This is a genomic window from Tateyamaria sp. syn59, assembly GCF_007995245.1.
In the GTDB taxonomy this organism is placed as follows: Bacteria; Pseudomonadota; Alphaproteobacteria; order Rhodobacterales; family Rhodobacteraceae; genus Tateyamaria.
The window spans coordinates 265,299-291,263 of sequence record NZ_VCBA01000004.1 but is presented as its reverse complement, the minus strand read 5'-3'; the positions used below and the strand labels follow the sequence as shown (position 1 = coordinate 291,263).

At 63.0% G+C, this 25,965-nt stretch carries 26 protein-coding genes; 11 read left to right on the top strand and 15 right to left on the bottom strand.

Annotated elements, in window-relative coordinates; all coding sequences use genetic code 11:
* Positions 1-7: 7 nt before the first annotated feature.
* The gene (locus FD715_RS09975; protein ID WP_147108952.1) at positions 8-1,705 is read right to left on the bottom strand and encodes an adenylate/guanylate cyclase domain-containing protein; all 1,698 of its coding nucleotides are present in this window, start codon (positions 1,703-1,705) and stop codon (positions 8-10) included.
* 131 nt (positions 1,706-1,836) lie between these two features.
* Positions 1,837-2,802, bottom strand: a complete 966-nt coding sequence (trxB, locus tag FD715_RS09970) for a thioredoxin-disulfide reductase (RefSeq protein WP_147108949.1) — start codon at positions 2,800-2,802, stop codon at positions 1,837-1,839.
* A gap of 202 nt (positions 2,803-3,004) precedes the next feature.
* Between trxB and FD715_RS09965 the strand changes: the two genes are divergently transcribed.
* On the top strand, positions 3,005-3,505 hold the full coding sequence (locus tag FD715_RS09965) for an Lrp/AsnC family transcriptional regulator (RefSeq protein WP_039684255.1): 501 nt from the start codon (positions 3,005-3,007) through the stop codon (positions 3,503-3,505).
* On the opposite strand, the gene FD715_RS09960 is transcribed toward FD715_RS09965, so the two are convergent.
* From FD715_RS09960 to lgt, 5 genes are all read right to left on the bottom strand, one after another.
* Positions 3,502-4,140 (bottom strand): Hint domain-containing protein, encoded by a 639-nt coding sequence (locus FD715_RS09960; RefSeq protein ID WP_223274821.1) that lies wholly within the window; start codon positions 4,138-4,140, stop codon positions 3,502-3,504. The genes FD715_RS09965 and FD715_RS09960 overlap by 4 nt on opposite strands.
* 325 nt (positions 4,141-4,465) lie before the next feature.
* Positions 4,466-4,606 carry a hypothetical protein gene (locus tag FD715_RS22500; RefSeq protein WP_189799456.1) on the bottom strand — a complete coding sequence of 47 codons (141 nt, stop codon included), beginning with the start codon at positions 4,604-4,606 and terminating at the stop codon, positions 4,466-4,468.
* 234 nt (positions 4,607-4,840) lie between these two features.
* The gene (pgeF, locus tag FD715_RS09955; protein ID WP_147108943.1) at positions 4,841-5,596 is read right to left on the bottom strand and encodes a peptidoglycan editing factor PgeF; all 756 of its coding nucleotides are present in this window, start codon (positions 5,594-5,596) and stop codon (positions 4,841-4,843) included.
* The gene (locus tag FD715_RS09950) at positions 5,593-6,654 is read right to left on the bottom strand and encodes a class I SAM-dependent methyltransferase (RefSeq protein ID WP_147108940.1); all 1,062 of its coding nucleotides are present in this window, start codon (positions 6,652-6,654) and stop codon (positions 5,593-5,595) included. The genes pgeF and FD715_RS09950 overlap by 4 nt, the downstream gene beginning before the upstream one ends.
* Positions 6,651-7,547, bottom strand: coding sequence for a prolipoprotein diacylglyceryl transferase (lgt, locus tag FD715_RS09945; protein WP_147108937.1), 897 nt, complete (start codon positions 7,545-7,547; stop codon positions 6,651-6,653). The genes FD715_RS09950 and lgt overlap by 4 nt, the downstream gene beginning before the upstream one ends.
* Before the next feature lie 96 nt (positions 7,548-7,643).
* Here lgt and FD715_RS09940 point away from each other — a divergent pair, with 96 nt between their 5' ends.
* From FD715_RS09940 to FD715_RS09930, 3 genes are all read left to right on the top strand, one after another.
* A complete protein-coding gene (locus tag FD715_RS09940; protein WP_039684264.1) occupies positions 7,644-7,883 on the top strand; it encodes an accessory factor UbiK family protein in 240 nt (79 codons plus the stop codon).
* A 174-nt stretch (positions 7,884-8,057) separates the two neighbouring features.
* Positions 8,058-8,381 (top strand): hypothetical protein, encoded by a 324-nt coding sequence (locus FD715_RS09935; protein WP_147108934.1) that lies wholly within the window; start codon positions 8,058-8,060, stop codon positions 8,379-8,381.
* A gap of 74 nt (positions 8,382-8,455) precedes the next feature.
* Positions 8,456-9,823, top strand: coding sequence for a GntP family permease (locus FD715_RS09930; protein ID WP_223274818.1), 1,368 nt, complete (start codon positions 8,456-8,458; stop codon positions 9,821-9,823).
* Between the two features lie 24 nt (positions 9,824-9,847).
* Here FD715_RS09930 and FD715_RS09925 read toward each other — a convergent pair whose 3' ends face one another.
* A complete protein-coding gene (locus FD715_RS09925) occupies positions 9,848-10,327 on the bottom strand; it encodes a hypothetical protein (protein WP_147108930.1) in 480 nt (159 codons plus the stop codon).
* Between the two features lie 358 nt (positions 10,328-10,685).
* On the opposite strand from FD715_RS09925, the gene FD715_RS09920 reads away from it, so the two are divergent.
* From FD715_RS09920 to FD715_RS09905, 4 genes are read left to right on the top strand one after another with little or no spacing between them, the layout of a single operon-like run.
* Positions 10,686-11,186, top strand: coding sequence for a YbjN domain-containing protein (locus tag FD715_RS09920; protein WP_147108928.1), 501 nt, complete (start codon positions 10,686-10,688; stop codon positions 11,184-11,186).
* Positions 11,187-11,216: 30 nt separating this feature from the next.
* On the top strand, positions 11,217-12,029 hold the full coding sequence (gene proC, locus FD715_RS09915; RefSeq protein ID WP_147108925.1) for a pyrroline-5-carboxylate reductase: 813 nt from the start codon (positions 11,217-11,219) through the stop codon (positions 12,027-12,029).
* Positions 12,022-12,360, top strand: coding sequence for a tRNA-binding protein (locus FD715_RS09910; protein ID WP_147108921.1), 339 nt, complete (start codon positions 12,022-12,024; stop codon positions 12,358-12,360). Before proC ends, FD715_RS09910 begins: the two co-directional genes overlap by 8 nt.
* Positions 12,360-13,310, top strand: a complete 951-nt coding sequence (locus FD715_RS09905; RefSeq protein ID WP_147108918.1) for a D-glycerate dehydrogenase — start codon at positions 12,360-12,362, stop codon at positions 13,308-13,310. Before FD715_RS09910 ends, FD715_RS09905 begins: the two co-directional genes overlap by 1 nt.
* A gap of 212 nt (positions 13,311-13,522) precedes the next feature.
* Here FD715_RS09905 and FD715_RS09900 read toward each other — a convergent pair whose 3' ends face one another.
* The 3 genes from FD715_RS09900 to FD715_RS09890 all read right to left on the bottom strand — a co-directional run bounded on the left by FD715_RS09900 (position 13,523) and on the right by FD715_RS09890 (position 16,028).
* The gene (locus tag FD715_RS09900) at positions 13,523-14,908 is read right to left on the bottom strand and encodes a PepSY domain-containing protein (RefSeq protein ID WP_147108913.1); all 1,386 of its coding nucleotides are present in this window, start codon (positions 14,906-14,908) and stop codon (positions 13,523-13,525) included.
* 71 nt (positions 14,909-14,979) lie between these two features.
* A complete protein-coding gene (locus tag FD715_RS09895; protein WP_147108909.1) occupies positions 14,980-15,339 on the bottom strand; it encodes a hypothetical protein in 360 nt (119 codons plus the stop codon).
* Between the two features lie 71 nt (positions 15,340-15,410).
* Positions 15,411-16,028 (bottom strand): response regulator transcription factor, encoded by a 618-nt coding sequence (locus FD715_RS09890; protein ID WP_147108906.1) that lies wholly within the window; start codon positions 16,026-16,028, stop codon positions 15,411-15,413.
* A gap of 150 nt (positions 16,029-16,178) precedes the next feature.
* Between FD715_RS09890 and FD715_RS09885 the strand changes: the two genes are divergently transcribed.
* Positions 16,179-16,667 (top strand): molybdopterin-dependent oxidoreductase, encoded by a 489-nt coding sequence (locus FD715_RS09885; protein WP_147108903.1) that lies wholly within the window; start codon positions 16,179-16,181, stop codon positions 16,665-16,667.
* A 42-nt stretch (positions 16,668-16,709) separates the two neighbouring features.
* On the top strand, positions 16,710-19,256 hold the full coding sequence (locus FD715_RS09880; protein ID WP_147108900.1) for an ATP-binding protein: 2,547 nt from the start codon (positions 16,710-16,712) through the stop codon (positions 19,254-19,256).
* A 70-nt stretch (positions 19,257-19,326) separates the two neighbouring features.
* Here the strand turns inward: FD715_RS09880 and FD715_RS09875 are convergent, their stop codons facing one another.
* The 3 genes from FD715_RS09875 to FD715_RS09865 all read right to left on the bottom strand — a co-directional run bounded on the left by FD715_RS09875 (position 19,327) and on the right by FD715_RS09865 (position 23,472).
* The gene (locus tag FD715_RS09875) at positions 19,327-19,752 is read right to left on the bottom strand and encodes a universal stress protein (protein ID WP_147108897.1); all 426 of its coding nucleotides are present in this window, start codon (positions 19,750-19,752) and stop codon (positions 19,327-19,329) included.
* Positions 19,753-19,764: 12 nt separating this feature from the next.
* Positions 19,765-22,392 (bottom strand): TRAP transporter permease, encoded by a 2,628-nt coding sequence (locus FD715_RS09870; protein WP_147108894.1) that lies wholly within the window; start codon positions 22,390-22,392, stop codon positions 19,765-19,767.
* 111 nt (positions 22,393-22,503) lie between these two features.
* The gene (locus FD715_RS09865; RefSeq protein ID WP_147108891.1) at positions 22,504-23,472 is read right to left on the bottom strand and encodes a TAXI family TRAP transporter solute-binding subunit; all 969 of its coding nucleotides are present in this window, start codon (positions 23,470-23,472) and stop codon (positions 22,504-22,506) included.
* A 329-nt stretch (positions 23,473-23,801) separates the two neighbouring features.
* Here FD715_RS09865 and FD715_RS09860 point away from each other — a divergent pair, with 329 nt between their 5' ends.
* Positions 23,802-25,121: an aspartate aminotransferase family protein gene (locus FD715_RS09860; protein ID WP_147108888.1), complete on the top strand. Its 1,320-nt coding sequence runs from the start codon at positions 23,802-23,804 to the stop codon at positions 25,119-25,121.
* Here the strand turns inward: FD715_RS09860 and FD715_RS09855 are convergent.
* The gene (locus FD715_RS09855) at positions 25,118-25,699 is read right to left on the bottom strand and encodes a thymidine kinase (RefSeq protein ID WP_147108885.1); all 582 of its coding nucleotides are present in this window, start codon (positions 25,697-25,699) and stop codon (positions 25,118-25,120) included. The genes FD715_RS09860 and FD715_RS09855 overlap by 4 nt on opposite strands.
* Positions 25,700-25,965 lie beyond the last annotated feature (266 nt).

Here is a 25,965-nt window from a genome sequence, read left to right as displayed (position 1 = left end):
TCAGGGATCAGGCCGGAGCGGTGGTGATCTTAGACGTCAATGTCGCATCCTTCATCCGCGACAGGTCCGACAATGGCAGGGCCGCAAGCGGCGCCTCACGCCCGCGCAAAGTAAGCGAAATCAGCGCCGCATCGGGCACGGCAACGCCTGCGGCATGCAGCGTATCGACCGAAATCAGCGCTTGCGCGCTGCGCGGCTTGGTTTCGCTTTCCAACCGGGAGGCGATGTTGACGGTGTCACCGATCAACGTGCGCGGCGCCTGACCTGCTGCGCCAATCTCACCCAGAACGACATTGCCCAGATGCACACCGATGCCGATCGCGACCGGCGCGCTGCCTTCGGCGGCAAGCCGGGCGTTGAAGGCAGCCAACGCGGCGCCGATACCTTCGACAGCGCGCAGGGCAGCGCGGGCCGAGGCTTTCGCGGTTGCAGTCTCGAAAACCGCCATCAGCCCGTCGCCCATATACTTGTCGACCGTGCCCCCTGCGGCATTGATCGGCGGCACGATCTCGTCAAAAAAGCGGTTGAGCAGGTGGACCACGTCGTAGGGCAACTGCCCATCGGTGCGGGCGGTGAAGCCGCGCATGTCCAGAAAAAGAACGGCGAGTTGCGCCTCTTTTCCCTGACTGGCATGGGCGCGGCTGCGCTTTCCGTCGCGGTCGAAGACGCGAAAGACGCGCACGTTGGTGCGGGGGCGAACCTGACAGGCGAGGCGCGCATTGGGCGGCGCGCCCACGGCAGCAAGGCTGCGCGCCTCTGCCTCAGACGGGGGCGGCAGATCATCCAGCCCTTCCTCGATGATGACCCGGCAGGTGGTGCAGCGCCCGCGCCCACCACAGAGCGCGGTGTGTGGCACGCCGCTGCTTTGCGATGTTTCAAGGATGGTCTGTCCGCGGGGCGCGCGCACGCTTGGCCCGTCGACGTAATGGATGCGGATGGGCCGCGCAATGGCGGCGATGATGCGGCGCGCGAGGAACGCGGCAACCGCCGCGCCCAGCACTGCCCAGACCACGAGGGTCGCAGCGTCTGATGCCGCGGCAAGCTGTGCAAAGCCGTCCGCATCCGGCCAGTTCCAGGCGGCATACGCGACCTCTTCGCCGCGCGGATTGGACAACAGCCCGTCGATGGCACGGGCAAAGGTCACGAATCCCAGCAGCGCCAGCACCGGCAGAACGACGGCCACACCAATCAGCCACGGCATCGCCCGGTGCCACCAGTCAGTCAGACGCAACCACATGTGCAGACCGATGCAGCCATGAACCCAGGCAATGAGCAAAAGCGCGGCCTGCCCCCAGCCGTCGCTCGTGTCCCAGATCAGCCGGGTCACGTAACCAAACATTGTGTTCACGCCCAGCATCTCGTGCGCGCCACGGATGTAGATCAGGTGGTCGATCAGCAGGATCGGGATGGCGAGGCCCAACAGCACCTGTACCCACTGCGCCAGCGGCATCCGAAAGGTGCGCGCCACGATCACCTTGCCCAGTGACAGGACCACATGGGCGGCCATCGCGGCCCCAACCACGGCCGTGCCGACATCGGATCGGATCACCCAAAGACGGGCGTCCTGCACCGCGTCATAGGCGGCGGGCGAAATCAGGACCACCGCAAGGTTCAGGATGTGCAGAGCCAGATAGATCATAAGGATCAGACCGCTCGCGATCCTGATCCGTGTGCCCAAAGAGCCGCGCCATATCGCGTGCGCCATGCCTGTTCTACTCCGCTCGCGTTTCAGACAGGGTGGCCGGACGCGCGCGTGCGGTCAAGCGGGGGAGGGGGCCAGCCCCCGTCGCTTGCGCGACTCCCCCGGGATTTTTTTGAAACAGGGAAGACGGACCGCTACTCTGCTGCGAGGTCGGCGCTCTCTTCAGTCTCTGCCAGAAAACGTTCGGCTTCGAGTGCAGCCTGACAGCCCATGCCTGCCGACGTGATCGCCTGCCGGTATTGCCAGTCGGTGATGTCACCCGCCGCAAAGACGCCGGGAATCGAGGTTTCGGTGCTGTCGGGCTTGGTTACCACGTAGCCGCCCATATGCGTTTCCAGCGTGTCTTTTACCAACTCGTTGGCGGGTGCGTGGCCGATGGCGATAAAGACACCCTTGGCCGGGATGTCAGTGATCTCACCCGTCTTGACGTTCTTCACCTTGACCCCTTCGACGCCAAGCGGGCTGTCGGTGCCATAGACTTCCTCAAGCTGGTTGAACCACAGCGGCTCGATCTTCGGATTTTTGAACAGCCGGTCTTGCAGGATCTTTTCAGCGCGCAACTCGTCGCGGCGGTGGATGAGCGTGACCTTGGAGGCGAAGTTGGTCAGGAAGAGCGCCTCTTCCACCGCCGTGTTGCCGCCGCCAATCACCACGATCTCTTGCCCGCGATAGAAGAACCCGTCGCAGGTCGCGCAGGCCGACACGCCAAAGCCTTTGAACTTTTCTTCGCTGGGCAGGCCCAGCCATTTGGCCCGCGCGCCGGTGGCGAGGATGACCGAGTCGGCCACGTATTCCGTGCCGCTGTCGGATTGCGCGACGAAGGGACGCTTGGACCAGTCGACGGATGTGATGATGTCGCCGATGATCTCGGTGCCCATCGCCTTTGCGTGTTCCTGCATCCGGATCATCAGGTCGGGGCCCTGCACCTCGGTGTCGCCGGGCCAGTTTTCCACCTCGGTTGTGGTGGTCAGTTGGCCGCCGGGTTCGATCCCTTGCACCAGGATCGGGTTCAGCATCGCGCGGCTCGCGTAGACGCCTGCCGTGTAGCCCGCAGGGCCGGAGCCGATGATCAGAACTTTGGTGCGCTTCGTCTCAGCCATTTTCGACCCCCGTCTGGTGTATGAAAGCCCAACCGATATAGACGGGTGCGCGGGCGGTTTGAAGCGGTGATTTGGGCAGCCGGGTTGCAGCATGCGCATGGGTATGATTTCGGAAAGTTGCGCGCTTGTGAAACTTTATTGCGCACGCCTGCGAGGCTGTTATAACAACCGCAAATTTGGGGCGCAAATTCAGGGACCACTGATGGCAAGCACGCGACTAGATCCGATTGATCGGAAGATTCTGGCAGAACTCCAGGCGGACGGGCGCATGACCAATGTGGAACTGGCCAAGCGTGTCGGTATTTCGGCCCCACCGTGCCTGCGCCGTGTGCGCACGCTCGAGGAAAGCGGCTATATTCGCGGCTATCACGCCGATGTGGACAGCCACGAGTTGGGGTTCGAGGTGCAGGTCTTTGCGAATGTAGGCCTAGCCAGCCAGGCGGAGGCGGACCTGAGCGCCTTCGAAGACAAATGCCGCGCCTGGCCACTTGTACGCGAGTGCCACATGCTGAACGGCGAGGTGGATTTTATCCTCAAATGCGTGGCGCCCGACCTGTCGAGCTTTCAGAGCTTTCTGACGGGTGAGTTGCTGACCACGCCGAACGTCGCCTCGGTCAAAACCTCGCTGGTGATCCGGCAGGCCAAGGATGCCCCTGGCGTGCCGTTTGATGTGCTGGAAGAGCGGCTGGCGAAGTCGGCCTAGGCCACCGTATCCGGCTCGGGTGCGCGCGGATGCGCGAGGGGGCCGAAATCCGTGACATGCGCGATATGCGGGAACATCGACAGGAACAGGTCGCGCTGGGCGTGCGTCACCTGACGGATCGCTTGCAGGCCGGGGTGGAAGGTCTCGACCTCGATCCCGCCGACATCCACCGCCGCATGGCGGCTTAGGCAGATGTGGAACAGGCGGATCGGGGTCGGTGGCACCACTTCGATCACATTCACGCCGTCCACGAATTCCGAGGCGGGCGTCAGGACCGGTGCCCCGCCCGTCGCACCCCGCAAATGCGGTGGCGTTTGCAACAGGCGCGCACCTGGCCCCACCGTGATGAAGGATTCGGGCCGGTTCAGGCCAAAACTGTCTGCCATGATCCGGATCAACGGCACCCGGCGGCCCGTATCTGACGGCACAAAGCTGGATGAGCCGATCCACATCACCTGCGCGGGCGCATCGGCCGAGGTATTCAGCCAGTCACCCGGCTGCAAGTCCTCAACAGCGATACCACCCTCCGGAGACGACAGGACCACGCCGCGCGCAAAGGCGGAAAACGCCCCCTCGAACAGCGGCAGCGCCGGGGCCTTGAACGTCGCAACGCTGCGCGTTCCGTCAGCGCGCAAGGCAGCGACTTCATATGTACGGAGGGCAGGAGTGTCAGGCCGGGGCATTGTGGTCGTTATTCGGTCGTAGGACGCGCGTGGTACGCGCAATGCGGCTGGAGACGTCAAGAGTGTAACCTCGTGCGATTGGTCACATCTGCATCGGCCCCCACCGACGACGACAGACGGAACATGTCCATGTGTCAAGTTAATGGACATTAATTCCCAAAATTGCCGCAAATTGTCAAAGGATCGAGGACATAAACCTGAAAAGGCGCACCAATGGTGCGCCGCGGACCCGATTGTTCAAAAACATTCGGGCCAAACTGCCATATTTCGATTCGAGCTACGCGCTCTTGCGTGTCTCTGCCGCGGCCTGGCGGCGCGCGATCATCAGTGCCCGGCGTGCGCCACGCGTCCACGGCATGGGGGGCACATCCCGTTTCGCGGCGTCGGTCACGGATTTGATAAAGCGTGCGTTCGTCATGGTCTGTCCTGTCCTCAAGGGTGCGGGCCTGATCGCCGTTAACCATAAGCTGACAAACCATTCGGGCAGGTTTTAGGCTCCGGCCGAAGAATTTACAGCAAAATCCAAAGCGCCCGGACGGAAATGTGGCGCGGCGCATCCGCCTTATTTTTCGGGGCGCACCACTGCCTTTTGGTCACTATCTGGAAACAGTGGGGCCAAGCTGCGGCGCCTGACGCCCCAATTATGCCCCAATCACAGAACGATGGCCGACAGCAGACGCCCGTAATCGGGGTCCTTCTGATGCACGGACCGACGATAGGAATAGAACCGATCCGGGTCGAAATAGGTGCAATGCCGCGTCCACTCGGCCGATGCGATGCCAGCCGCCCGCAGCCGCATCAACCCGTAGCCGGGCAGGTCGAAATGCATCCGGTCTCCGTCGCCGCCTGCGAAAAACCGGGTGTTCTCCGGATCTTCGTCGAGGAACGTCTCGAAAAACTCCGGACCCACCTCATAGGCGCGCTGGCTGATGGTTGGACCAATCACCGCATGAATATGTGCCCGTTCCGCACCCAAGCCGATCATTGCGTCTATCGTGGCCTCCAGAACACCGGCTTGCGCACCTTTCCAGCCCGCATGCGCGGCCCCGATCACGCCTGCTTCGGCATCGGCAAACAGCACGGGCTGGCAATCGGCGGTCAGGATGGACAGGGCGACACCCGGCGTCGCAGTGGCCATGCCATCGGCTTTGGGTTTGGGGTCGAGTGGGGCAGTGACGGCGACAGCCTCGCCCGAATGCACCTGATGGACGCTGACCAGCATGTCGGCCTGCACGCCCATCGCATCGGCGGCGCGCGCGCGGTTGATCGCAACGATCTCTGTCTGGTCCGAACTGCCGGTGCCGCAGTTCAGCCCGGCGAAAATGCCCGACGATGCGCCGCCCTTTCGGGTGAAAAAGCCGTGCCGGATCGGCGCAAGGCTGTCGGCGGTCAGGATTTCAAGCGTCATCTTTCCAGTCCGGGCGGCGGGGCAGCGTGGTTGGGGAACAGCCCCAGCACCTTGAACAGGTTTCCCATTTCATCGGGGTGCGTCAACCGCCGATGTGCCGCGATATGCGCGTCCAATGCGGGACCGTCCAGTTTCGCGGCCAATGCCTGCGCACGCGCCGTAATGCCCAACCGTTCAAGGAAAACGCCTTGCGGTGTCACACGGCTGTGGGCGGCGGGGTCTGCAGCCATACACAGCGCCTCGAAGTCCACATGCGCTGTCAGATCAGCCTGCCCGGGATCGGCCAGCGGATCGACAGGATTATGGTCTTGCACCGCCTGTAATGTGTCGCCCAGCGACCGCCAGTCGCCATAGTCGATGATCAGCGCCGCACCGCCATGGGCGGCAAGGCGCTCCGCGATGGCCGACAAGACAGGCCGGGCGGCGGGACAGGTCTCGACCATTTGCCCGTTCTCTGTGTCGTCCAGACGCTGTTCCAGGCTGGTCTGCGGCCCCACCGGCGACAGGCCAAGGCACAGGGCGCCGTCCCGCATACCCACATTTCGTTCGCGCCATCCTGTGCCGTCCCGCTGGAACTGGCGGACGGGCAGCGCATCAAAGAACTCGTTTGCCACCAGCCACAGCGGCGCATCTGGCAGGGCATCCGCGCTGTCGGCGTACTGAATGTCATACGCCTTCAACGTCTCGCGTTGCGTTGCGCGTAAAGCGGGCGAGGCTTCGACCAGCGTGATCCGCGCCGCCGCATGAAACCCCGGCACACGCGCCGTCGCGCGCAGGATGTCGGCCATCAAAGTGCCGCGCCCCGGGCCCAGCTCGGCCAGCGTAAAGGGGGCGGGCGCACCCTGATCCAGCCAGCTTTGCGCCAGCGACAGCCCCACCAGCTCCCCGAACATCTGGCTGATCTCGGGCGCGGTCGTGAAATCACCCGCACGCCCCAGCGGGTCACGCGTGGTGTAGTATCCATGCTCCGGGTGCAGCAGCGCCTCGGCCATGTAGTCCGCGATGGTGATGGGGCCTTGGGACGAGATCCGAGCGATCAGGTGGTCGCGCAGGCTCATGCGGGTGCCGCAGCAAGCCGCCGCGCGCGGGAGATCAGCCAGAGCCCGAGAAGGATCATCGGCAGCGACAGGATCTGGCCCATGGTCAGCCCATAGCCTCCGATATGCCAGGCCAGCCCCAGCGGATTGCCGTCCGAGATAAATTGTGCATCCGGTTGCCGCACGAACTCGACCACGAAGCGGCTTGCCCCGTACCCGAACAGGAACACACCTGTCAGGAACCCGGGCCGCTTGAACCCGTCTCGCCGCCAGGCAAGCCACAACAGTACGACCAGCAGCACAAACCCTTCTAGGAAAGCCTCGTAAAGTTGCGACGGATGGCGCGCACAGGCGCCCACAACCTGCGGACAGAATTGTGCCGCCTGTCCGGGAAATATCACCCCCCAGGGCACCTCGGTTGGACGACCCCACAGTTCAGCATTGATGAAGTTCGCAATACGTCCCAGCAGCAAGCCCGGCGGCACACCCAGCGCCACCGCGTCTGCGGTGTTGAGCAAGGGCAGTTTGTGACGGCGGCTGTACAGCCAGAAGGCCAGGATCACCCCCAGCATCCCGCCATGGAAGGACATGCCGCCCTCCCAGATCGCGATGATCGACAGCGGATCATCCAGGTAGGCGCCGGGCTGGTAGAACAGCACATAGCCGATGCGCCCGCCCAAAAGCACACCCAGAATAATCCAGGTCAGCATGTCCTCTGTCTGGCCGGGGGTCAGTGGGGCTGTGTTGCCGGGCCAAAGCCGCGGCGCCTTCAGCGCCATGACCACCATCCGCCAGCCAATGATGATGCCGACGATATAGGCCAGCGCATACCAGCGCAGCGCCAGCTCAAAGCCGAAAATCGAGATCGAAAAGATCTCGGGCGAGATGTCGGGAAAGGGAAGGGCGCCTGTCATCTGCGTCTGAATGCCTCTGCTGCCGGGGCAGGTCAACCTTGCCCCGCCTCTCTTTGGTGCCCATATAGGGAACAGCTTTGAAAGGATCACGACATCATGCAGGCCCGCGGCAAGATTTTTGACGACATCTCGCAATTGATGACCAACGCGATGGGCGTGGCCCAGGGTGCCCGGGAAGAGGCGGAGACGGCGATGAAGTCCATGATGGACCGCTGGCTGGCCGACCGCGATTTCGTCACGCGCGAAGAATTCGATGCCGTCCGCGCCATGGCGCAAAAGGCGCGCGAGGAAAACGAAGCGCTCAAGGCCCGGATCGAGGCGCTTGAAGGCAAGTAACGCCCCACCCATTCTTGAATGAAAAAGCCCGGTTTGCGCCGGGCTTTGCCGTTTCTGCCTCACAAGAACCGCAGGCAAACATCCGCTCGCAACGGCGCGCTCATCTTCGGCACCGAAAAACCGTGCTACGCTCCGCACCAAGGCGCACGCAGTCGCGCAGGAAACGGACCGGACATGCCCCTCAAAACCACCTCCCTCGCCATCACCCTCTGCCTTGTTGCCACAACAGGTCTAGCCGACATGATCGTCATCAACGGACGCTATATCGTCCCAAAGGACGGCGTGCGCGGCTATTTCTATCGCCAAAGCGATGACCGCACGGTCTTTGACATCCGGTGGAGCGAATGGTCCACCCAGTATCGCTGCGACGACGACTACGACCGCAGCCGGGTCGAGGCGGCAGCGCTCAACTTCGTCCTGCAAATCGCCGACGCCCGCGCACTGGATTTCGGTGATTTCCTCGAGAGCGAAGGCTTTGCCAACTGCGCCAAGTTCTGAACCACCACTTTCGCTGCGCTGCGGCATAATGCGCTCCCCCGGCACGGGACCGCAGCGCTTATCTTGCGGGCATGATGATCCTCGCCACCCTCGTGCTGCCGCTCGCCCTGTTGATCTGGCTGGTCTACCGCGGCTGGCCGATCCTCTTGGTGGCGCCGCTCATGGCGCTGCTGGCGGCTGGCCTCGCCACGGACCCGCTTCTCGCGACACTCACACAACGGTTCATGCCCGCAGCGGGCGGCTTCGTGATCGCCTTCATGCCGCTCTTCGTCCTCGGCGCCGTCTTCGGCAAGGTGATGGAGGCTACGGGCGCCGCCGCAACGCTCGCCCAATGGATCGTCACGCGGCTCGGGTCCGGGCGCGCCCTTCTGGCCGTGGTCCTGTCCTGCGCGGTGCTCACCTATGGCGGCGTGTCGCTCTTCGTGGTGGCCTTTGCGGTCTACCCTCTGGCCACAGCACTCTTCCGCCAGGCCAACATGTCCGAGCGGTTGATCCCCGCCGCCATCGCCCTCGGGTCCTTCACCTTCACGATGAGCGCGCTGCCCGGTTCCCCTGCCATCCAGAACGCAATTCCCATGCCCTACTTCGGCACAACGGCCTTTGCCGCTCCGGGCCTCGGGCTGATCGCTGGCACGATCATGGCGCTGGGCGGGCTGACCTATCTCTCAGCCATGGCCCGGAGGCCGGGTTTTGCAGTGCCGGTCGCAGGACTCGGGACACGCACTCAACAGGACGGCGGGCTGCCAACGCTCTTGGTGGCGATCCTGCCCATCGTCACGGTTTTCGTGGTCAACTGGATCCTGTCGCGCCACCTGCTGCCAAAGCTCGATCTCGGCTACCTCGCGGCGCCCGCATGGGGCGGGGTGACCCCCGATCAGGTGATCGGTATGTGGGCCCTCATCGGCGCGCTCAGCCTCGCCATCGTCATTCTTCTGGCGCTGACATGGCACAGGCTCGATACCCCGCGCGCAGCCCTCAGCGACGGCTCACAGGCGGCCCTTCTGCCGCTCTTCAACACCGCAGCGCTTGTGGGCTTCGGCGCGGTGGTCGCCGGTCTGCCCGCGTTCGCAGCGCTCAGCGCGGCGATCACGGATATGCCGGGCGGTGTACTGCCCAGCCTCGCGGCCTCAGCCAGCCTCTTGGCGGGTCTGACCGGATCGGCCTCGGGCGGTATGTCGATCGCGCTCGATACGCTCGGCCCCAGCTACCTGCAGGCCGCGCAGGCACAAGGCGTCGACCCGGCAGCACTCCACCGCATCGTGGCACTGGCGACCGGCGGGCTCGATGCGCTGCCCCACAATGGTGCAGTCGTGACCCTGCTGGGCATCGCCAAACTGACACACCGCGAAGCATACGGCCCGATTTTCGTGGTGGCCGTCGCAATCCCCGTGGTTGCCCTGCTGGCGACGCTCGGGTTCGCGACCTTTGTGGGCACGTTCTAGCGGAGCGCTCTCAACACGACCACTTCAGGCCTGCGCTGCCTTCTCGGCGCATCTCTGGCCAAGGTGAAGAATGTAGGCGCGGAATTGCGGGTCTTCGCCGTCCAGCAGCTTGCTCAGAAGACGCCGGAAATCTTCGCGCGAACACCACTCCATCATGTCATCTTCCCACGACGACCAACGGCGCTGCGCATCCGCGTCCATGTCGTCCGAATGCAGGATGATAAACGCCTTCTCAAACAGCGACAGCAGCATGCGATAGATGATCTCGATGCGCTCGCGCTGCTCTTCAGAGACGGGTTCCGGCAGGCAGGCGCGGCTCATCAGCAGCAGGTCGGCGTTGTCCATCACCATGCGAAGAAAGCCGTCATATTCCTGGGAAAGACTGCGATGCAATTCGCTGACTTCGTTGGCGCGCCGCAGCCTCTCTTCTCGCACGATAACGAAGATGGCGGCGGGAAAGCCAAGAATGGTCACCAGATAACTCAAACCTTCGAGCCAGATCATGTCTTCTCCCTCGCCGTTATCCGACCTCATATGTTAGGTGTCGAAACGTGCCCCGCAAGCATCCGCTCTCAACCCTCGACTGTGCCCATACATGCGCCGTGGTGCCCTTTTTGCAGCACAGCGCAACGATGCCGGCGATTTCAATTTCCGAGAGTGGGCCCATCCCCCCATCTTGCACATCAAACCGCCATATCCCCAACTTATTGGGGTTATCCCCAAATAAAGGGTTGCCAGACGCAATCCCCACGGTCACCATATCTGGTAGAGGCACGGGGGATCGCCCCGGTTTCTAGAGCAGGCACCTAGCGCTTGGGGCGCTGCCAGCCCCCCGCGCTACCAGCGAATAAGAGGTGGCACCATGGCACTTTCCGAGCAGTTCCTGGAAGAAGAGATTCATCCAATCGACATCGTCGAGCATCTGGCCGAGCACCACGAATGGGACTTTGACCGCATCGCCGACGACCAGATCGCAATGGCCGTCGAAGGACAATGGCGTACCTACTCCATCACGCTCGCCTGGTCGGGCTATGACGAAACACTCCGCATGGTCTGCACCTTCGAGATGGAGCCGCCAGAGGAAAAACTCGCCGGTCTCTACGAATTGCTGAACCACGTGAATGACCAGTGTTGGGCAGGCGCGTTCACCTACTGGGCCGAGCAAAAGCTGATGGTCTACCGCTATGGCCTTGTGCTGTCGGGCGGCCAGATGGCCAGCGCCGAACAGATCGACACCATGATCGGTGCCGCCGTGATGAGCGCGGAACGCTACTACCCCGCGCTGCAGTTGCTGGTCTGGGGAGACCGCACACCCAAGGACGCGATGCAGGTCGCTATTGCGGAGGCGTATGGCCGCGCCTAACCTGCGCCCCTGATAACACGGGGGATTTCCATGAAAGACAGTCGGATCGCAGCCCGGGGCCTCGTGCTTCTGGGGTGTGGCAAGATGGGTTCTGCGATGCTTGCCGGTTGGCTTGACCGCGGGCTGCCAGCCACTTCGGTCTGGGTTCAGGACCCCGCGCCATCCCTGTGGGTGCACGGGTCGGGGGTGTATGTGAATGCCGATTTGCCGCCTGATCCCGCGGTTATCCTCATCGCCGTCAAACCCCAGATGATGGGCAACGCCTTGCCCGCCATCGCGGCCTTTGCCGGGCGCGACACGGTCTTTGTCTCCGTCGCCGCCGGAACACCTCTGTCTGCCTTTGAAGAGGCGTTCGGTGCGGTGTCCCCCATCGTCCGCGCCATGCCCAATACCCCCGCTGCCGTGGGTCGCGGCATCACCGCTATATGTGCCAACGCAGCAGGTCAGGGGGCGCTGGACGAGGCCGAGATGTTGCTTTCTGCCGTAGGCGACGTGGTCCGGCTTGACGGCGAGCACCAGATGGATGCCGTCACCGGCGTCAGCGGCTCGGGACCGGCTTATGTCTTCCATTTGATCGAAACCTTGGCCGCAGGCGGCGTGGCGCAAGGCCTGCCCGAAGACCTCGCCATGCAACTGGCCAAGGCGACCGTCGCGGGCGCCGGACATCTCGCCATGGAGGCGGTGGAAGACCCCGCGCAGCTGCGCGTCAACGTTACCAGTCCCAACGGAACAACGCAGGCTGCACTTGAGGTTCTGATGGATGAAAAATCAGGCTTTCCCAAACTGTTGCCGAGCGCAGTTAAAGCAGCAAGTGAGCGATCAAAGGAACTGTCCCGTGGCTGAAATCTCCTTCGACGACTTCCTCAAGGTCGACATCCGCGTGGGTCGCGTGACCAAAGCCGAACCTTTCCCCGAAGCCCGCAAACCCGCCATCAAGATGTGGGTCGATTTCGGCGGCGAGATCGGCGAACGCAAGACCTCCGCCCAGGTGACAGTGCACTACGATCCCGAGGCTTTGGTGGACCGCCAGGTCATGGCGGTCGTAAACTTCCCACCCCGCCAGATCGGCAAGTTCATGTCTGAGGTGCTGGTGCTTGGCTTCCCGGATGACAACGGTGACATCGTGCTGGCCACACCGGACAAGGAGGTGCCCGTAGGCGGGCGGATGCACTGATGAAGCTCTGGATCACGCGGCCCCTGCCGGAGACCGTTCTCGATGCGGCCCGCGCCCTGTGCGAGGTCGAGGTGCGGCAAGAGACACTGCCCCTCACCAAAGAAGAATTGCGCCGTGCTCTGACGGACTTTGACATGGTGCTGCCGACGCTGGGGGATGTCTTTTCCCGTCACGTTTTCAATGAGTTGCGGGAAGTTCGCTGTAAGCTCCTCGCCAATTTCGGCGTTGGCTATAACCATATTGATGTGACCGCAGCACAATCTCGCGGCGTTGCGGTTAGCAACACGCCGGGCGCCGTCACGGACGCAACGGCTGACATCGGAATGATGCTCATCCTGATGTCAGCAAGACGTGCGGCGGAAGGCGAAAGGTTGGTGCGCGCAGGCGCGTGGCCGGGCTGGCATCCAACGCAGATGCTGGGGCTGCACGTCACGGGCAAGCGGGTTGGTATTGTTGGGATGGGCCGCATCGGGCAGGCCATCGCGCGACGCTGTCACTTCGGGTTCGGGATGGAGGTTTCGTATTTCAACCGATCCGAAAAAACGCTGGATTTTCCGACCTCTCGCGCGCGCTCCTTAACCGAGTTGGCGGGCGCTGTTGACGTGTTGGTGGTCGCTGTCCCCGCGGGGACAGACACGTGGCATTTGATTGATGCGGAGGTCCTTGGAGCGATGCAGAGCCACGCGCACCTGATCAATATCGCGCGCGGGGATGTGGTGGATGAGGGGGCTTTGATTGCGGCGCTGGAAGCGCGGAGCATTGGGGGCGCGGGGCTGGATGTGTATGAGCATGAGCCCGCGGTGCCGGAGGCTTTGACGGCCTTGGATAACGTTACCCTGCTGCCGCATCTGGGCACTGCGGCGCTGGAGGTGCGGGAGGCGATGGGGCTGATGGCGGTGGAGAACGTGGCGGCTTTTCTGGAGGGAAAACCGCTGCCGAACGCGGTTTGAGGGGATGTGTCCCCGCGGGGACAAGGCGTTCGGTGCGTTTGCGAATTCGTGACCTGTCTGGGTTTCGGGCCACTGATCAACGACTTGGGCGGCGTACGCGCCGTTTGCCGGATTTTAACTGGCGAAAACGCATGCTGCATCCCGGCACCGGCTGGCCGCCTTACAGAGCGAAAATACGGGCGCAACAACCACTGTCGCTGCGCCCGTTTTGGTCAGGTCAGGCTTTGCCGTAGGCGTGGCAAGCGCGACAGGATCAGCAGGTCAATCGCGAGCACCGTCAGCAGCGCCAGACCGGCCATGGGGAAGGCCATGCAAACGGCCAGACCGACAAGAACCGCACCCTGCCAGAGCGGCAATTCACGCGGCATGGGTGGAGCAGCGAGGCGCCCTGCCTTGGCAGGCCGACGTTTCCACCACAGCACCACGGAACTGAAGGAAAGAAACAGGACCGAGAGGCACACGAGTGTGTTCGCGAGAACGCTCCAGAATCCCAGCGTGCCCATGTGCAGGGCGATGCCCACGGCCATGGCCTTGCCCGCCAGCGAATAGTCCTCGTATCTCACATCGGCGAGGATCTTGCCGGTGAACTGGTCCACGTGGACTGTCCGGTCGGTGGTGGGCGCGGTGCTGTCATTGCTCATCGAATCGCGGCTGAGGGTCCAGACGCCAGTGTCGCCGCTGGGCAGGTTCAGCTGATAACGCGCGTCAAAGCCGATGGCGCGGGCCAGCCCATCCACGCTGTCGAGCGTGACGGGCCCAGTGATCCCATCAATCCCCTCGGCACTGCCTGAGGCCGGCATCGGCGTCTGTTCGAGGGCCCATGGCACCTCGCGCCGGTCGTGGTTCATGCTGGCGTGGGTATCGTCAGAGAGGGGGACGTTGTCCCACTTCTCGGCCGGGAACTGGCTCCAGGCCTGAACGATCTTGCCGCCCCAGATCCCGGCCCATGCGAGGCCGGAGATCAGGAAGAGCACGAGAAAGACCGACATCCAGATCCCGACCACACCGTGCAGCGATTTCCACAGGTTTCGCCCGCTGCCCAGGGTTGGGACAAGCGCCCGGCGCCATCCGGTGCCGCGTGGCCACCACATGTAAAGTCCGGTGGCCACCAGCATCAGCGTGAGTGACGCGGCTGTTTCAAGGATGCGGTCGCCGGTGACGCCAAGCATCAGGTTGCCGTGGATGCCGTCGAAAAAGTCATACCAACCGCTGCGGCGGGGGAAGGTTTCAATCACCTGCGCCGTGTAGGGATCAACGGCGACCATGGTTGCATCGCCATCTGCATCGACCCGGAAGAGGGCGGCGCGGTCATCGGTGCGCGGGGCCACGTATTGCTTCAGCATGCCGCCGGGAACGGCAGCCACGGCCGCTGCGGCCTGATCCGAGACGGCCTGCACCGTCCCTTGGGGGATGACGGGGGTGCGTTCGCCATCGCGCCCGTCAATCCACGCGATCCAGAGCATCATCATGCCGGAGAAGGCCAGGATGGTCAGGAACGGCAGGACGAACAGTCCTGTGTAGAAGTGCCACCGCCAGGCGGCGAAATAGATTTTGTTTGCGCTGCCCTGGGGCTGCGCGTCTGTGTCGGTCATGGTCATTGAATGGCTCCAAGCCTGAAGGTCCGCAGCTGGTCGGCCACGGGGAAAAGGGATACGGATTTTGGAAGGGATCAGGCGTGGGGTGGCGCGCGGACGAGGCGCGCGGCATCCAGGTCGCCCCTTTCAGCAAGCCGTTTGGCGATGAAGCTGAATGCAAAGACACTGGCCAGTATTACGGGCGGTTCGGTGCCGTGGGCGCGGGTCCATGACGCGCTGTCGCTGATGCGGCAGGCCTCGCAGTTCTGGACGTTTGCTGGGGTGCCGGTGCCGGGCAAGCCGCACAGATCGGCAAGCGATCCGCCCGCCGCGATATAGGCGGCGAATTCCGGCGACACGTCGGGTTGCGCATTTTGGTGTGCGAACCCGATCGTCGCCAAAGCGATCATCACGGCACAGATCAGGCCGGTTTTGCAGAGATGGAGCGCGCGCATCACCATGGCATTCCGAGTAGCAAGATTTGTGCCGTCGCAACAGCGGACGATTGCCGCAGTTGGCACGCCTGTCAGAACAGGTGCTGTTCCTTGGCCAGGATCGCAGCCTGTGTGCGGTTGGAGACGTTCAGCTTGGCCAGCAGGTTCTTGACGTGGAGTTTGACCGTCACCTCCTGCACGCCGAGATTGCGGGCGATATCCTTGTTCGAGAGGCCAATGCACAGCTGTTCGAGGGTTTGCATCTCGCGCTCTGTCAGGTCGGCGAAGTTGGCGGGCGGTGCGGCCGCCTGTTCGGGTTCGGCAAAATCGACCGGGAAGTAGCGTTCGCCTGCCAGAACGAAGTTGATCGCGTTGACCATGGATTTCGCGGCCAGCCGTTTCGGGATGAACCCGTCGGCGCCCATGGACATTGCGGTTTGTGCCACGTCCTTGTTGGCGACGCCTGACATCAGCACGACCTTGATCGCCGGATGGGACTTGCGCGCGCGCTCCAACCCTTCGAGGCCGTTCATGCCGGGCATGTTGTAATCGAGAATCAGCAGGTCGACCGCGTTGATCCCTTTCATGCTGCCGAGGGCAGCTTCGAAATTCGAGGCTGTGATCACCGTAAATTCATCGACCGCCTCGAGATACGCGGCAATTGTATCTCGTACCAGGTCGTGGTCATCAGCGATCAGGATGCACGGCATTGCGGGTCCTTTGGCCAAGTGAGTGCGGGGTCGGTGAAAAGCGCCAAATTCGCGGCACCCTATCCTTTTGTATAGGTGGCTACTCCAATGCCCTCAAACAATTCCTGACGTAAAGGTTACGTCATTTTTCAGGACGAAAGAGGATTGACCATGGCACGGATCCACCACTCGCGGACACTGGCCGGACTATTCTGTTTTTTCCTGGCCTGGGCGCTGCCTGTCATGGCGCAGGATGCGCTCAGGCTTCAGGTGGCTGATGGCAACGGGGATACCGTCACGCTGGACTACGACCAGCTTGACGCGTTGCCACAGTCCGAGTTCACGACCAGCACGATCTGGACCGATGGGGCGGTCCAGTTTTCGGGCGTGCCGTTGAAGGTGCTGCTTGATGCCGTGCAGGTCGAGGGGTCTGCAGTCGAGATGATCGCGTTGAACGATTATCTGGTGACCTTGCCCTATGATGAACTCGAAGAGGACGTGCCCCTTGTCGCGACCCGCATGAACGGGGAATACATGTCGGTTCGCGACAAGGGGCCGTTCTGGGTGGTGTTTCCCTATGACCGCCATTGGCGTTACCGGACAGAAACGAAATACGCCCAGAGCATCTGGCAGTTGACCCGTTTGAACGTAGTGGATTGAATTGGCACCGTGCCTCGTGTGACCTGACGGGGGAGGGTGCACATGACGCATGGGTTAAATCGCTACCGTGTTGCCATTACGGCGGGCTTTGGCCTGCTGTTGCTGCTGCTGGCCGTCATGGTGGCGAACCTGGCCGCGCAGATGCGCAGCCTGTCGCTGGCGGCGGGCGACAACACGCAGTGGAGCATTGCGCAGCTCGATACCGAGTTTGCCAATCTCAACGCCATCCTGACCGAGCAGGTGGCCGAGGGCGGTTTGTCCCGCGACGAGGTGCGGCTGCGCATTGATATCGCGCTGAGCCGCGTGGACATCATCAATTCGGGCCGCGCCGCCGAGATTTTTGGCGACAACGCGGCCGCTGCTCGGCAGATTGCCCCCATCAATGCCTTTGCCGAGGAGACGGTTGCCCTTCTGGATGCGCCCGGCGGTCTGAGCGAGGATGATTTGCGCCGCATTCAGGAGATGCTGCGCGACGTGCGCCAGGACGTGCGGGGCATCGCGGTGTTGGGCGTGCGCCTCGGCGCCGAGCAGTCGGAGGCGCGGCGCGCGGGATTTGCGCGGCAGCTGCTGTGGACTGCCGGTGTGGCGATTGCGCTGTTGTTCCTGATGGGCATCCTGCTGCAGTTGCTGATCCGGCTTCTGGACCGCGCCGCACAGCGGGACCGGGAGCTGTTGACCTCGTCGCGCAAGCTCGCCTCGACCGTGGCGGCGTCGCTGGATGCGATTGTGACCGCCGACAGCGAGGGGCGCATCATCGGGTTCAACAGCGCCGCCGAGAGCGTGTTTGGCTGGCGGCGCCGCGAGATCATCGGCCAGAAGATGGAAGACACGATCATTCCCAACCGGATGCGGCAGGCCCATCGCGACGGAATGGACCGCTACCTGAAGACGGGTGAGCCGCATGTGGTCGATTCGGGTCGGTTCGAGCTGGCGGCGCTGCGCAAGAGCGGCGAAGAGTTTCCGGTCGAGCTGAACATCACCACCACGGATGTCGAGGGCCAGAAAAGCTTTATTGCTTATGTGCGCGACATCAGCGAGCGCAAGATTGACGAGCAGAAGCTGATCGACGCGCGGGACCGCGCGCAGACCATGGACAAGGCCAAAACGCGCTTTCTGACCGTCATGAGCCACGAGATACGCACGCCGCTTAACGGAATCCTGGGCGTTCTGGATCTGCTCAAGACCACGTCGCTGACCACGCAGCAGGAGCGCTATGCCAAGATCGCGACCGCGTCGAGTGAGATCCTGCTGGAGTACGTGAACGAGGCGCTGGACATCACCCGTATCGAGGGCGGCGCGCTGCAATTCTCACCCCAGGATTTCGACCTTCAGACTCTGATGAGCAGCCTTGTCGATGTGCTGGAGCCGCTGGCCCGCGAAAAGCAGTTGTCGCTGTCGCTGCATGTGGCGGACGGGATGCAAATGCGCTTTCACGCGGACAACAACCGAATCCGGCAGATCCTGACCAACCTGATCGGCAACGCGATCAAGTTCACGGACCGGGGGGAGGTGAAAGTGGCCGTGAAAGGCATCCACGGACCCGATGTGACCTCGGTCCGGTTTTCTGTGTGCGACACGGGCGCGGGCATTGTGCCCGAAGACCAGGAACATGTGTTCGAGGATTTTGTGTCCCTCGCCGAAGGCGTGGGCCGGCAACGCCGTGGTGATGGGCTGGGCCTGTCCATCGCCCGCCGGATCGCCCGCGAGATGGGCGGGGACATCACGCTGGACAGCGAGGCCGGTGTCGGATCCACCTTTACCCTGATCCTGCCCCTGCACCGATGTGACGCCCAAACTGCCGAACCCGCGCGCGTCCATGATCAGGGCGTAAGCGCCAAGCCGGGCTGCGCTGTCCTTGTGGTGGAGGACAACGACATCAATCGCAGGGTTCTGCGCGATATGCTCGAGGGGATGGGGCACCGGGTGGAAGAGGCGGTGAACGGTGCCGATTGCCTTGAAAAAGCAGCGCATGCGCCCTTCGACGTGATCTTTATGGACATCAGCATGCCGGTGATGGATGGCATTGAGGCGACCCGAAAACTGCGCGCAAGCGGCGGGCCCAATGCGCAGAGCGAGGTTGTGGGCCTGACGGCGCATGGTGTTGAGGAATACCGCGCGCCAGCCAAACAGGCGGGCATGAACCGCTTTCACACGAAACCCATACGTCTGAACGCGCTACACGCCCTGTTTGCCGATCTGGGCGAGGTGACATCAAGCGACTACGACGACATTGGTGATGATGATGTGCTGGGCGAATTGATCGACGTTCTCGGTGCCGGGAAAGTGCGGGACACGGGCGATGCGTTTTTCGCTGAATTGCAGGCCTTTGCCGACGATGCGCGTGATGCTCGGGACAGGGCGGACATGACCGCATTGGCAGAAACTGCGCATAAGCTAACCGGTGCGGCGGCGCTGTTGGGGCTGAACCGGCTTGAGGCGGTGCTGGCCACGTGCGAGGATCAGGCCCGCGCTCACGATGTTGCGGCCCATGCAAAGCAATTGGTCGCATTGGTTGATCTGGCGGACGTGGCGCAGGCCCGCTTTGTCCGCCGCCTTGAACGCGCGATGGCCGCTGCGGTGCCCGACTGACGGGCGCGGCTGTCGAGCGCCACCAAATGATACCTCAAGGGCCGGTCAGGTTCGGTGGCGAGGGCGAGACCTAGCGCACCACAAACACCGATTGTGTCGCATGGCGTGCGACGCGGGCGGCGTTGGGGCCGATCAGGTAGTCCTTGAGCTCGGGTCGGTGGGCGCCGACGATGATGGCGTCGATCTGCAACGTGTTTGCGGTGCGGATGATCTGGTCATAGACCGTGCCCTCGGCCACATGGACCTTGTAGGTGACATCGTCGGGCACGTTGGACTTGGCCCAGCCTTCCAGTTCGGACTTGGCGGCGGCGAGTGCGTTTTTCATGCTATCGGCCGCCATCGAGGCGCCGACGATCGCCATGCCCGTGTCGGGCACGACATTCAGCAGGTGCAGCATGGCGCCGTCGGCCCGGGCCATTGAAATGGCCGCCTCGGCGCTGCGGGCTGTCCCGTCGGGCGCGTTGACGTCGACGGCAAGAAGAAGCGTCTTGAACATGTGTGTGCTTTCTTAGAACGCGGGTTGGGTGGCGCGGCGGCGCTGGATCAGGATCAGACCACCCAGCAGCAGAAGCGCCGGGATGAAGAACAGCTCTTTCGGCATCCGTTCGTTTTCGATCTGCACTTGCATGATCTGGACGGGGGTGTCGCCGTAGAAGTCGTATTCGTTGCCAAGGCTTTCGAAGAAGGGCGTGCCGGGGAACGGTTCGTCCATCGCAATCACGTCGCCATCGGGCAGGATGGTCAGGCCCTGCGCGTCAAGTGCCGCTTCGGCATCGCCGTTGATGGCGGGCAGGGTGATGGTCGTGGGCCTGAGCCTTCCATTGTCAAAGTCCGGTCCCTCGATCACGACGCGCAGTTCCCTGTCCGTCTCGGCACTCGCCATAAGTTCAAGTGCCGCGGGGCCGGAGGCTGTCTGGTACTTCTCGCTCACCTGATCGAGCAGGTAATCTGGCCGGAACAGCATGAAGGCGATGACCAGTAGCGCCACCGTTTCCCAGGTTTTGCTCTTGGCGATGAAGTAGCCCTGGGTCGCTGCCGCGAAGAGCAGCATGGCGATGAGCGATATGAAGAAGACGAGGATCGCTTTGCCAAAGCCCACGTCGATCAACAAAAGGTCCGTGTTGAAGATGAAGAGGAAGGGCAGGAGGGCTGTGCGGATGTCGTAGGCGAAGCCCTGGACCCCCGTCTTGATCGGATCGCCGCGGGAGATCGCTGCCGCCGCATAGGCGGCAAGGCCCACCGGTGGCGTGTCATCCGCGAGGATGCCGAAGTAGAAGACAAAAAGGTGCACGGCGATGAGCGGGAAGATGTATCCCGCTGATGCACCGACCGTCAGGATCACCGGTGCCATGAGCGAGGACACGACGATGTAGTTGGCCGTCGTGGGCAGGCCCATGCCGAGGATCAGCGACATGACAGCCACGAGGATCAGCAGGATCCAGATGTTGCCGCCTGCGATCACCTCGACCACCTGGCCGATGACCTGGTGTGCGCCCGTCAGGCTGATGGTGCCGACGATGATGCCAGCGGCCCCGGTGGCGACGCCAATGCCGATCATGTTGCGGGCACCAAGGATCAGCCCTTCGATAAAGTCGCGCCAGCCTGCGACGGTGGCTGTGCTGAACGCTTCACCGCGGAACATCGCCTTGAGCGGGCGGTGGGTGAGGGCCACGATGATCATGAAGATGGTGGCCCAGAAGGCCGAGAGCGATGGCGACAGACGGTCGAGGCTGTCGGTGCGCACCATCAGGTTCCAGACGAGGATGAAGATCGGCAGTGAGAAATAGGCTCCGCCCAGCAGCGTGGGCGTGAGCCGGGGCGCTTCGAGTGGCCCATCGGGGTCGTCCATCGCCACGTCCGGGTAGCGCGAGGCGAAGTAAACCAGCACGAGGTAGAGCAGGGCGACGATAGCGACCGCGCCGTAGACGCTTTCGGCCATGAAGTTGTCGAGCACGCTGCGCAGCCCGATCATGATGAAGGTGCAGGCGCCCAGGAAGATGAAACCGGACAGGAACAGGATGAGGATCAGGACGGGGCCGATGTGACGCCCCGCTTTGGTCAGCCCCTGCATCTGCATTTTCAGCGCTTCGAGGTGCACGATGTAGAGGAGCGCGATGTAGCTGATCACCGCAGGCAGGAAGGCGTGTTTGACGACGTCGATATATGGGATGTTGACGTATTCAACCATGAGGAAGGCGGCGGCCCCCATGACAGGCGGGGTGAGCTGGCCGTTGGTGGAGGATGCCACCTCGACCGCGCCCGCCTTTTCTGCCGGAAAGCCGATGCGTTTCATCAGCGGGATGGTGAAGGTGCCGGTGGTCACCGTGTTCGAGATGGACGAGCCCGAGATCATGCCGGTGAGCATGGAGGACAGGACCGACGCCTTGGCCGGGCCGCCGCGCAGGGCGCCCAGAAGGGCGATGGCGACCTTGATGAACCACGACCCGCCGCCTGCGCGGTCGAGGAGTGCGCCGAAGAGGACGAAGAGGAAGATCATCGAGGTGGAGACGCCCAAGGCCACACCGAACACCCCTTCGGTTTGCATCCAGTAGTGACCGAGCGCTTTGGACAGCGATGCGCCGCCGTAATTCGTGATCTCGCGCGCCCATTCGGAATAGCCGCCGAAGAAGGCGAAGGCGACGAAGGCGGACGCGATGATGACCAGCGGCAGGCCGAGGGAGCGGTAGACGGCGATCAGCAGGACGATCATGCCGATAGAGGACATGACGATGTCAGACGTGCTCCAAAGGCCGGGGCGGTCCGCGATCTCGAACCGGAAGACGACGAGATAGAGGCACGAGCCGACCCCGAGGGCGATCAGCACCCAGTCATACAGCGGGATGCGGTCGCGGGGGGAGGATTTGAAGAGCGGAAAGGCGAGGGTCGCCAGCATAATGGCAAAGGCCAGGTGCACGAAGCGGGCTTGGGCCACGATGTTGGCAAAGATGCCCATGCCGGTGGCCTGGGCCACGATGCCGGGCACCTTGGACGCGATGTACAATTGGAACAGGGACCAGGCGATGCAGGTGCCTATGATCAGCTTGGCCTGCCAGGCGGCAGAGGGGTTGCGCGCGCCGGTGTCGGCCTCGGCCACGAGGTCATCGGCGGATTGCGTCACTGTGTTCTGATCGGTCATGAAATGTCCCCTGTGCAGGCACGTTGCGGGCGTTATGCGCCCGTCTGCTGGCTATGGTCTTGAAACGTGAGACGCCCGAAGCGGTGGCTCCGGGCGTCTGGGGTCTTGGGCTTAGTTCAGCAGGCCCAGTTCTTTGTAGGCTTTCTCGGCACCGGGGTGCAGTGGCGCCGACAGGCCGTCCTTGACCATTTCGGCCGGATCAAGGTTGGCAAAGGCCGGGTGCAGGCCCTTGAAGTCGTCGATGTTTTCCATCACCGCTTTGGCCACGACATACACTGTCTCTTCGGGCACGCTGGCCGAGGTGACGAAGGTGGCACCAACGCCGAACGTGGTCGTGTCGCCATCCGTGCCCGCATACATGCCGCCCGGAATGGTCGCCACGCGGTAGAACGGGTTGTCAGCGACCAGTTGGTCAATGGGCGCACCGGTCACGGACACAAGGCGCGCGTCACAAGTCGTGGTCGCTTCCTTGATCGCCGCTGCGGGGTGGCCAATGGTGTAGATCATCGCGTCGATATTGCCATCGCAGAGTTGCTTGGCCATCTCGGAGCCCTTGTACTCGGTCGCCAGAGCCAGGTCGTCCATGCCGATGCCGAAGGCGTCCATGACCACTTCCATCGTGGCGCGCTGACCGGAGCCGGGGTTGCCCACGTTCACGCGCTTGCCCGCCAGATCCTCGAAGCCTTCGATGCCGCTGTCACCGCGTACAATCAGGGTGAAGGGTTCGGGGTGCACGGACATCACGGCGCGGATATCGGGAAAGGCTGCGTCGCCCTCGAACTTGGAGGTGCCGTTGAACGCGTGGTACTGCCAGTCGGACTGGGCCACGCCGAACTCAAGCTCACCGCCCTTGATCGTGTTGATGTTGTAGACGGACCCACCTGTCGATTCCACGGCGCAGCGGATGCCATGTTCCTTGCGGTTCTTGTTCACCAGACGGCAGATCGCGCCGCCTGTGGGGTAGTACACGCCGGTCACGCCGCCGGTGCCGATCGAGATGAATTCCTGCGCTGTGGCGATGGGCGCAGTCATCAGCGCACCAGCGACAACGGCGGCCCCCAGTTTCAGTTTTGCAAACATATTCAGTTTTCTCCCTTATGTTTGGCCGCGATGCACGCGCAGGGGCGCGCAACCCGGCTGATACTCCTACCCTGCGGAAAGCAGCCGTAAGGTCAACCTTTGCGATAAATGTCCCAGCATTGTTTTTGCACGCTGGAATGGGTGGAAATCGCGGCGGAACAATGCGTTAGCGCACGATACGTGGCTGTACCGCATGAATGCGTGCCTGTATCGGGCTTTTCAGACGGCCCGTTTCGGGACATCCTGTGCGCATAGATTGGGCGTGGTCCGTATGGCCCGCCGTCCACAGGGGCGGGTGTCACGCGGGCGGCAGATTCGGAGCCTTGAACATGAGCCACGTTTTTCCCCGACACTCCAAGGCGCCGCCGCCCATGGTGTCGCGCGGTGCCGGGCCTTACCTCTTTGATGACACTGGCAAATCCTACCTCAATTGCGGCGATGCGGCGGTGTCCTGTCTGGGCCATGGGGACGCGCATGTGACTGCGGCCATCAAGGCGCAGTTGGATCAGGTCGCCTTTGCCCATACCGGGTACTTCACTTCTGCCCCGGCCGAAACGTTGGCCGACAGGCTGGTGGCCGCCGCGCCCGAGGGGCTGGACCGTGTGTATTTCGTGTCCGGCGGGTCCGAAGCGGTGGAGGCGGCGCTGAAGCTCGCGCGCCAGTACTTCATCGAGGTGGGGCAGCCCGAGCGGTCGCACGTGATCGCCCGGCGGCAGAGCTATCACGGCAATACGCTGGGGGCACTGGCCACCGGTGGCAATGCGGCACGGCGTGCGCCGTTTGATCCGCTGTTGATGAAGGTGAGCCATGTGTCGCCCTGCTATGCCTATCGCGGGCAGGACGAGGGTGAGACAGAGGCGGAGTACGTAAATCGGCTGATTGCCGAGCTGGAGGCGGAGATCGAGGCACGGGGTCCGGAAACGATTATGGCCTTTGTCGCGGAACCCGTGGTTGGTGCAACTCTCGGCGCTGTTCCGGCTGTCGGAGACTATTTTGCCCGAATCCGTGCGCTGTGTGACCGGTATGGCATCCTGCTGATCTTTGACGAAGTGATGTGTGGCATGGGGCGGACAGGCACCGTGTTTGCATCCGAGCAGCACGGCGTGTCGCCCGACATTTGTGCCATCGCAAAGGGGCTGGGGGCCGGATACCAGCCCGTGGGCGCCATGCTGTGCAGCGCGCACATACATGACACCATTCGCGACGGGTCGGGGTTTTTCCAGCATGGGCATACCTATCTGGGCCATCCTGTGGCCTGTGCCGCTGCGCTGGCCGTGGTAGAGCGGTTGTTGGACGACGATGTGCTGGGGCGCGTGACGCCGCTGGGCGATGCTCTGCATAACGCATTGACCGACCGGTTTGGGCAGCATCCCCATGTGGGGGACATCAGGGGCGTGGGGCTCTTTCGCGCCATCGAACTCGTCCGCGACCGTGAAACGAAAGAGCCTTTCGATCCGTCGGACAAGGTACATGCGCGGCTTAAGGCGGCGGCGTTTGCGCAGGGTTTGATCTGTTATCCCATGGACGGCAGCGTGGACGGGACGCGTGGCGATCACGTGCTGCTCGCACCGCCTTTCATTCTGGATGACAGCGATGTGGGGCTGCTGGTGGGCCGATTGGATGCCGCCGTGCGTGAGGTGCTGGCCTAGACGTTGCCCACCGCGTCGCGCCAATGCCGACGACATAGAGAGACATAGGTTTCGTTGCCCCCGATCTGCACTTGTGCGCCGTCGGTGATGACGTTGCCATCGGCATCCTGCCGTATCACCATCGTCGCCTTTTTTCCGCAATGGCAGATGGTACGCACCTCGCGCATTTCGTCGGCAATCGCGAGCAAGGCGGCCGAGCCGGGAAAGAGCTTGCCCCGGAAATCGACCCGCAGGCCGTAGCACATGACCGGAACCTGCAGATCGTCCACCACACGGGCGAGTTGCCAGACCTGGTCGTCGGTCAGGAACTGCGCCTCGTCCACGAAAACGCAGACAATGGGGCCATCGCCCTGCCGCGTGGTGACTTTGGCAAGCAGGTCCTCTTGCGCGGTGAACGTGTCGGCCTCCGCGCCGATGCCGATGCGCGAGGCAATGCGTCCCTGGCCCGCCCGATCATCGAAGGAGGCGGTCAGCAAATAGGGCTTCATCCCGCGTTCGCGGTAGTTGTGCGCTGCCTGCAACAGCACCGTCGATTTGCCCGCGTTCATGGTGGAGTAGTGAAAGTAAAGCTTGGCCATGGCGGCTGATTAGAACGCGCTGGAACATGGGGCAAGAGGGCACGCCGGGTGGGTGCGAGGGGGTGCGCGCGTGGTCTTGTCGCCCGCGTCGCGTTTCCCCCCTCAGCACCGCTTCGGCACTTGGTGAACTGGGGACAGGCGGAGGACACCCGAAGGTGCCCGTTTTGGGGATGGTGCCTGCCCCGATACTCAAAACCTCCGACGGATCCGCCGCCCCTGCTGCCGGTTCCCCGGCCTGTCGCCCCCATGGGACAGAGGACGCAGCG

Coding starts and splice junctions, on each gene's coding strand:
- FD715_RS09925 (WP_147108930.1), bottom strand. CDS start 10,327: ATGATCTGGCTCGAAGGTTTGAGTTATCTGGTGACCATTCTTGGCTTT.
- trxB (WP_147108949.1), bottom strand. CDS start 2,802: ATGGCTGAGACGAAGCGCACCAAAGTTCTGATCATCGGCTCCGGCCCT.
- FD715_RS09940 (WP_039684264.1), top strand. CDS start 7,644: ATGCAGGCCCGCGGCAAGATTTTTGACGACATCTCGCAATTGATGACC.
- FD715_RS09885 (WP_147108903.1), top strand. CDS start 16,179: ATGGCACGGATCCACCACTCGCGGACACTGGCCGGACTATTCTGTTTT.
- proC (WP_147108925.1), top strand. CDS start 11,217: ATGAAAGACAGTCGGATCGCAGCCCGGGGCCTCGTGCTTCTGGGGTGT.
- FD715_RS09900 (WP_147108913.1), bottom strand. CDS start 14,908: ATGACCATGACCGACACAGACGCGCAGCCCCAGGGCAGCGCAAACAAA.
- FD715_RS09880 (WP_147108900.1), top strand. CDS start 16,710: ATGACGCATGGGTTAAATCGCTACCGTGTTGCCATTACGGCGGGCTTT.
- FD715_RS09965 (WP_039684255.1), top strand. CDS start 3,005: ATGGCAAGCACGCGACTAGATCCGATTGATCGGAAGATTCTGGCAGAA.
- FD715_RS09935 (WP_147108934.1), top strand. CDS start 8,058: ATGCCCCTCAAAACCACCTCCCTCGCCATCACCCTCTGCCTTGTTGCC.
- FD715_RS09890 (WP_147108906.1), bottom strand. CDS start 16,028: ATGCCGTGCATCCTGATCGCTGATGACCACGACCTGGTACGAGATACA.
- FD715_RS09930 (WP_223274818.1), top strand. CDS start 8,456: ATGATCCTCGCCACCCTCGTGCTGCCGCTCGCCCTGTTGATCTGGCTG.
- FD715_RS09905 (WP_147108918.1), top strand. CDS start 12,360: ATGAAGCTCTGGATCACGCGGCCCCTGCCGGAGACCGTTCTCGATGCG.
- pgeF (WP_147108943.1), bottom strand. CDS start 5,596: ATGACGCTTGAAATCCTGACCGCCGACAGCCTTGCGCCGATCCGGCAC.
- lgt (WP_147108937.1), bottom strand. CDS start 7,547: ATGACAGGCGCCCTTCCCTTTCCCGACATCTCGCCCGAGATCTTTTCG.
- FD715_RS09975 (WP_147108952.1), bottom strand. CDS start 1,705: ATGGCGCACGCGATATGGCGCGGCTCTTTGGGCACACGGATCAGGATC.
- FD715_RS09855 (WP_147108885.1), bottom strand. CDS start 25,699: ATGGCCAAGCTTTACTTTCACTACTCCACCATGAACGCGGGCAAATCG.
- FD715_RS09950 (WP_147108940.1), bottom strand. CDS start 6,654: ATGAGCCTGCGCGACCACCTGATCGCTCGGATCTCGTCCCAAGGCCCC.
- FD715_RS09865 (WP_147108891.1), bottom strand. CDS start 23,472: ATGTTTGCAAAACTGAAACTGGGGGCCGCCGTTGTCGCTGGTGCGCTG.
- FD715_RS09875 (WP_147108897.1), bottom strand. CDS start 19,752: ATGTTCAAGACGCTTCTTCTTGCCGTCGACGTCAACGCGCCCGACGGG.
- FD715_RS22500 (WP_189799456.1), bottom strand. CDS start 4,606: ATGACGAACGCACGCTTTATCAAATCCGTGACCGACGCCGCGAAACGG.
- FD715_RS09895 (WP_147108909.1), bottom strand. CDS start 15,339: ATGCGCGCGCTCCATCTCTGCAAAACCGGCCTGATCTGTGCCGTGATG.
- FD715_RS09920 (WP_147108928.1), top strand. CDS start 10,686: ATGGCACTTTCCGAGCAGTTCCTGGAAGAAGAGATTCATCCAATCGAC.
- FD715_RS09860 (WP_147108888.1), top strand. CDS start 23,802: ATGAGCCACGTTTTTCCCCGACACTCCAAGGCGCCGCCGCCCATGGTG.
- FD715_RS09870 (WP_147108894.1), bottom strand. CDS start 22,392: ATGACCGATCAGAACACAGTGACGCAATCCGCCGATGACCTCGTGGCC.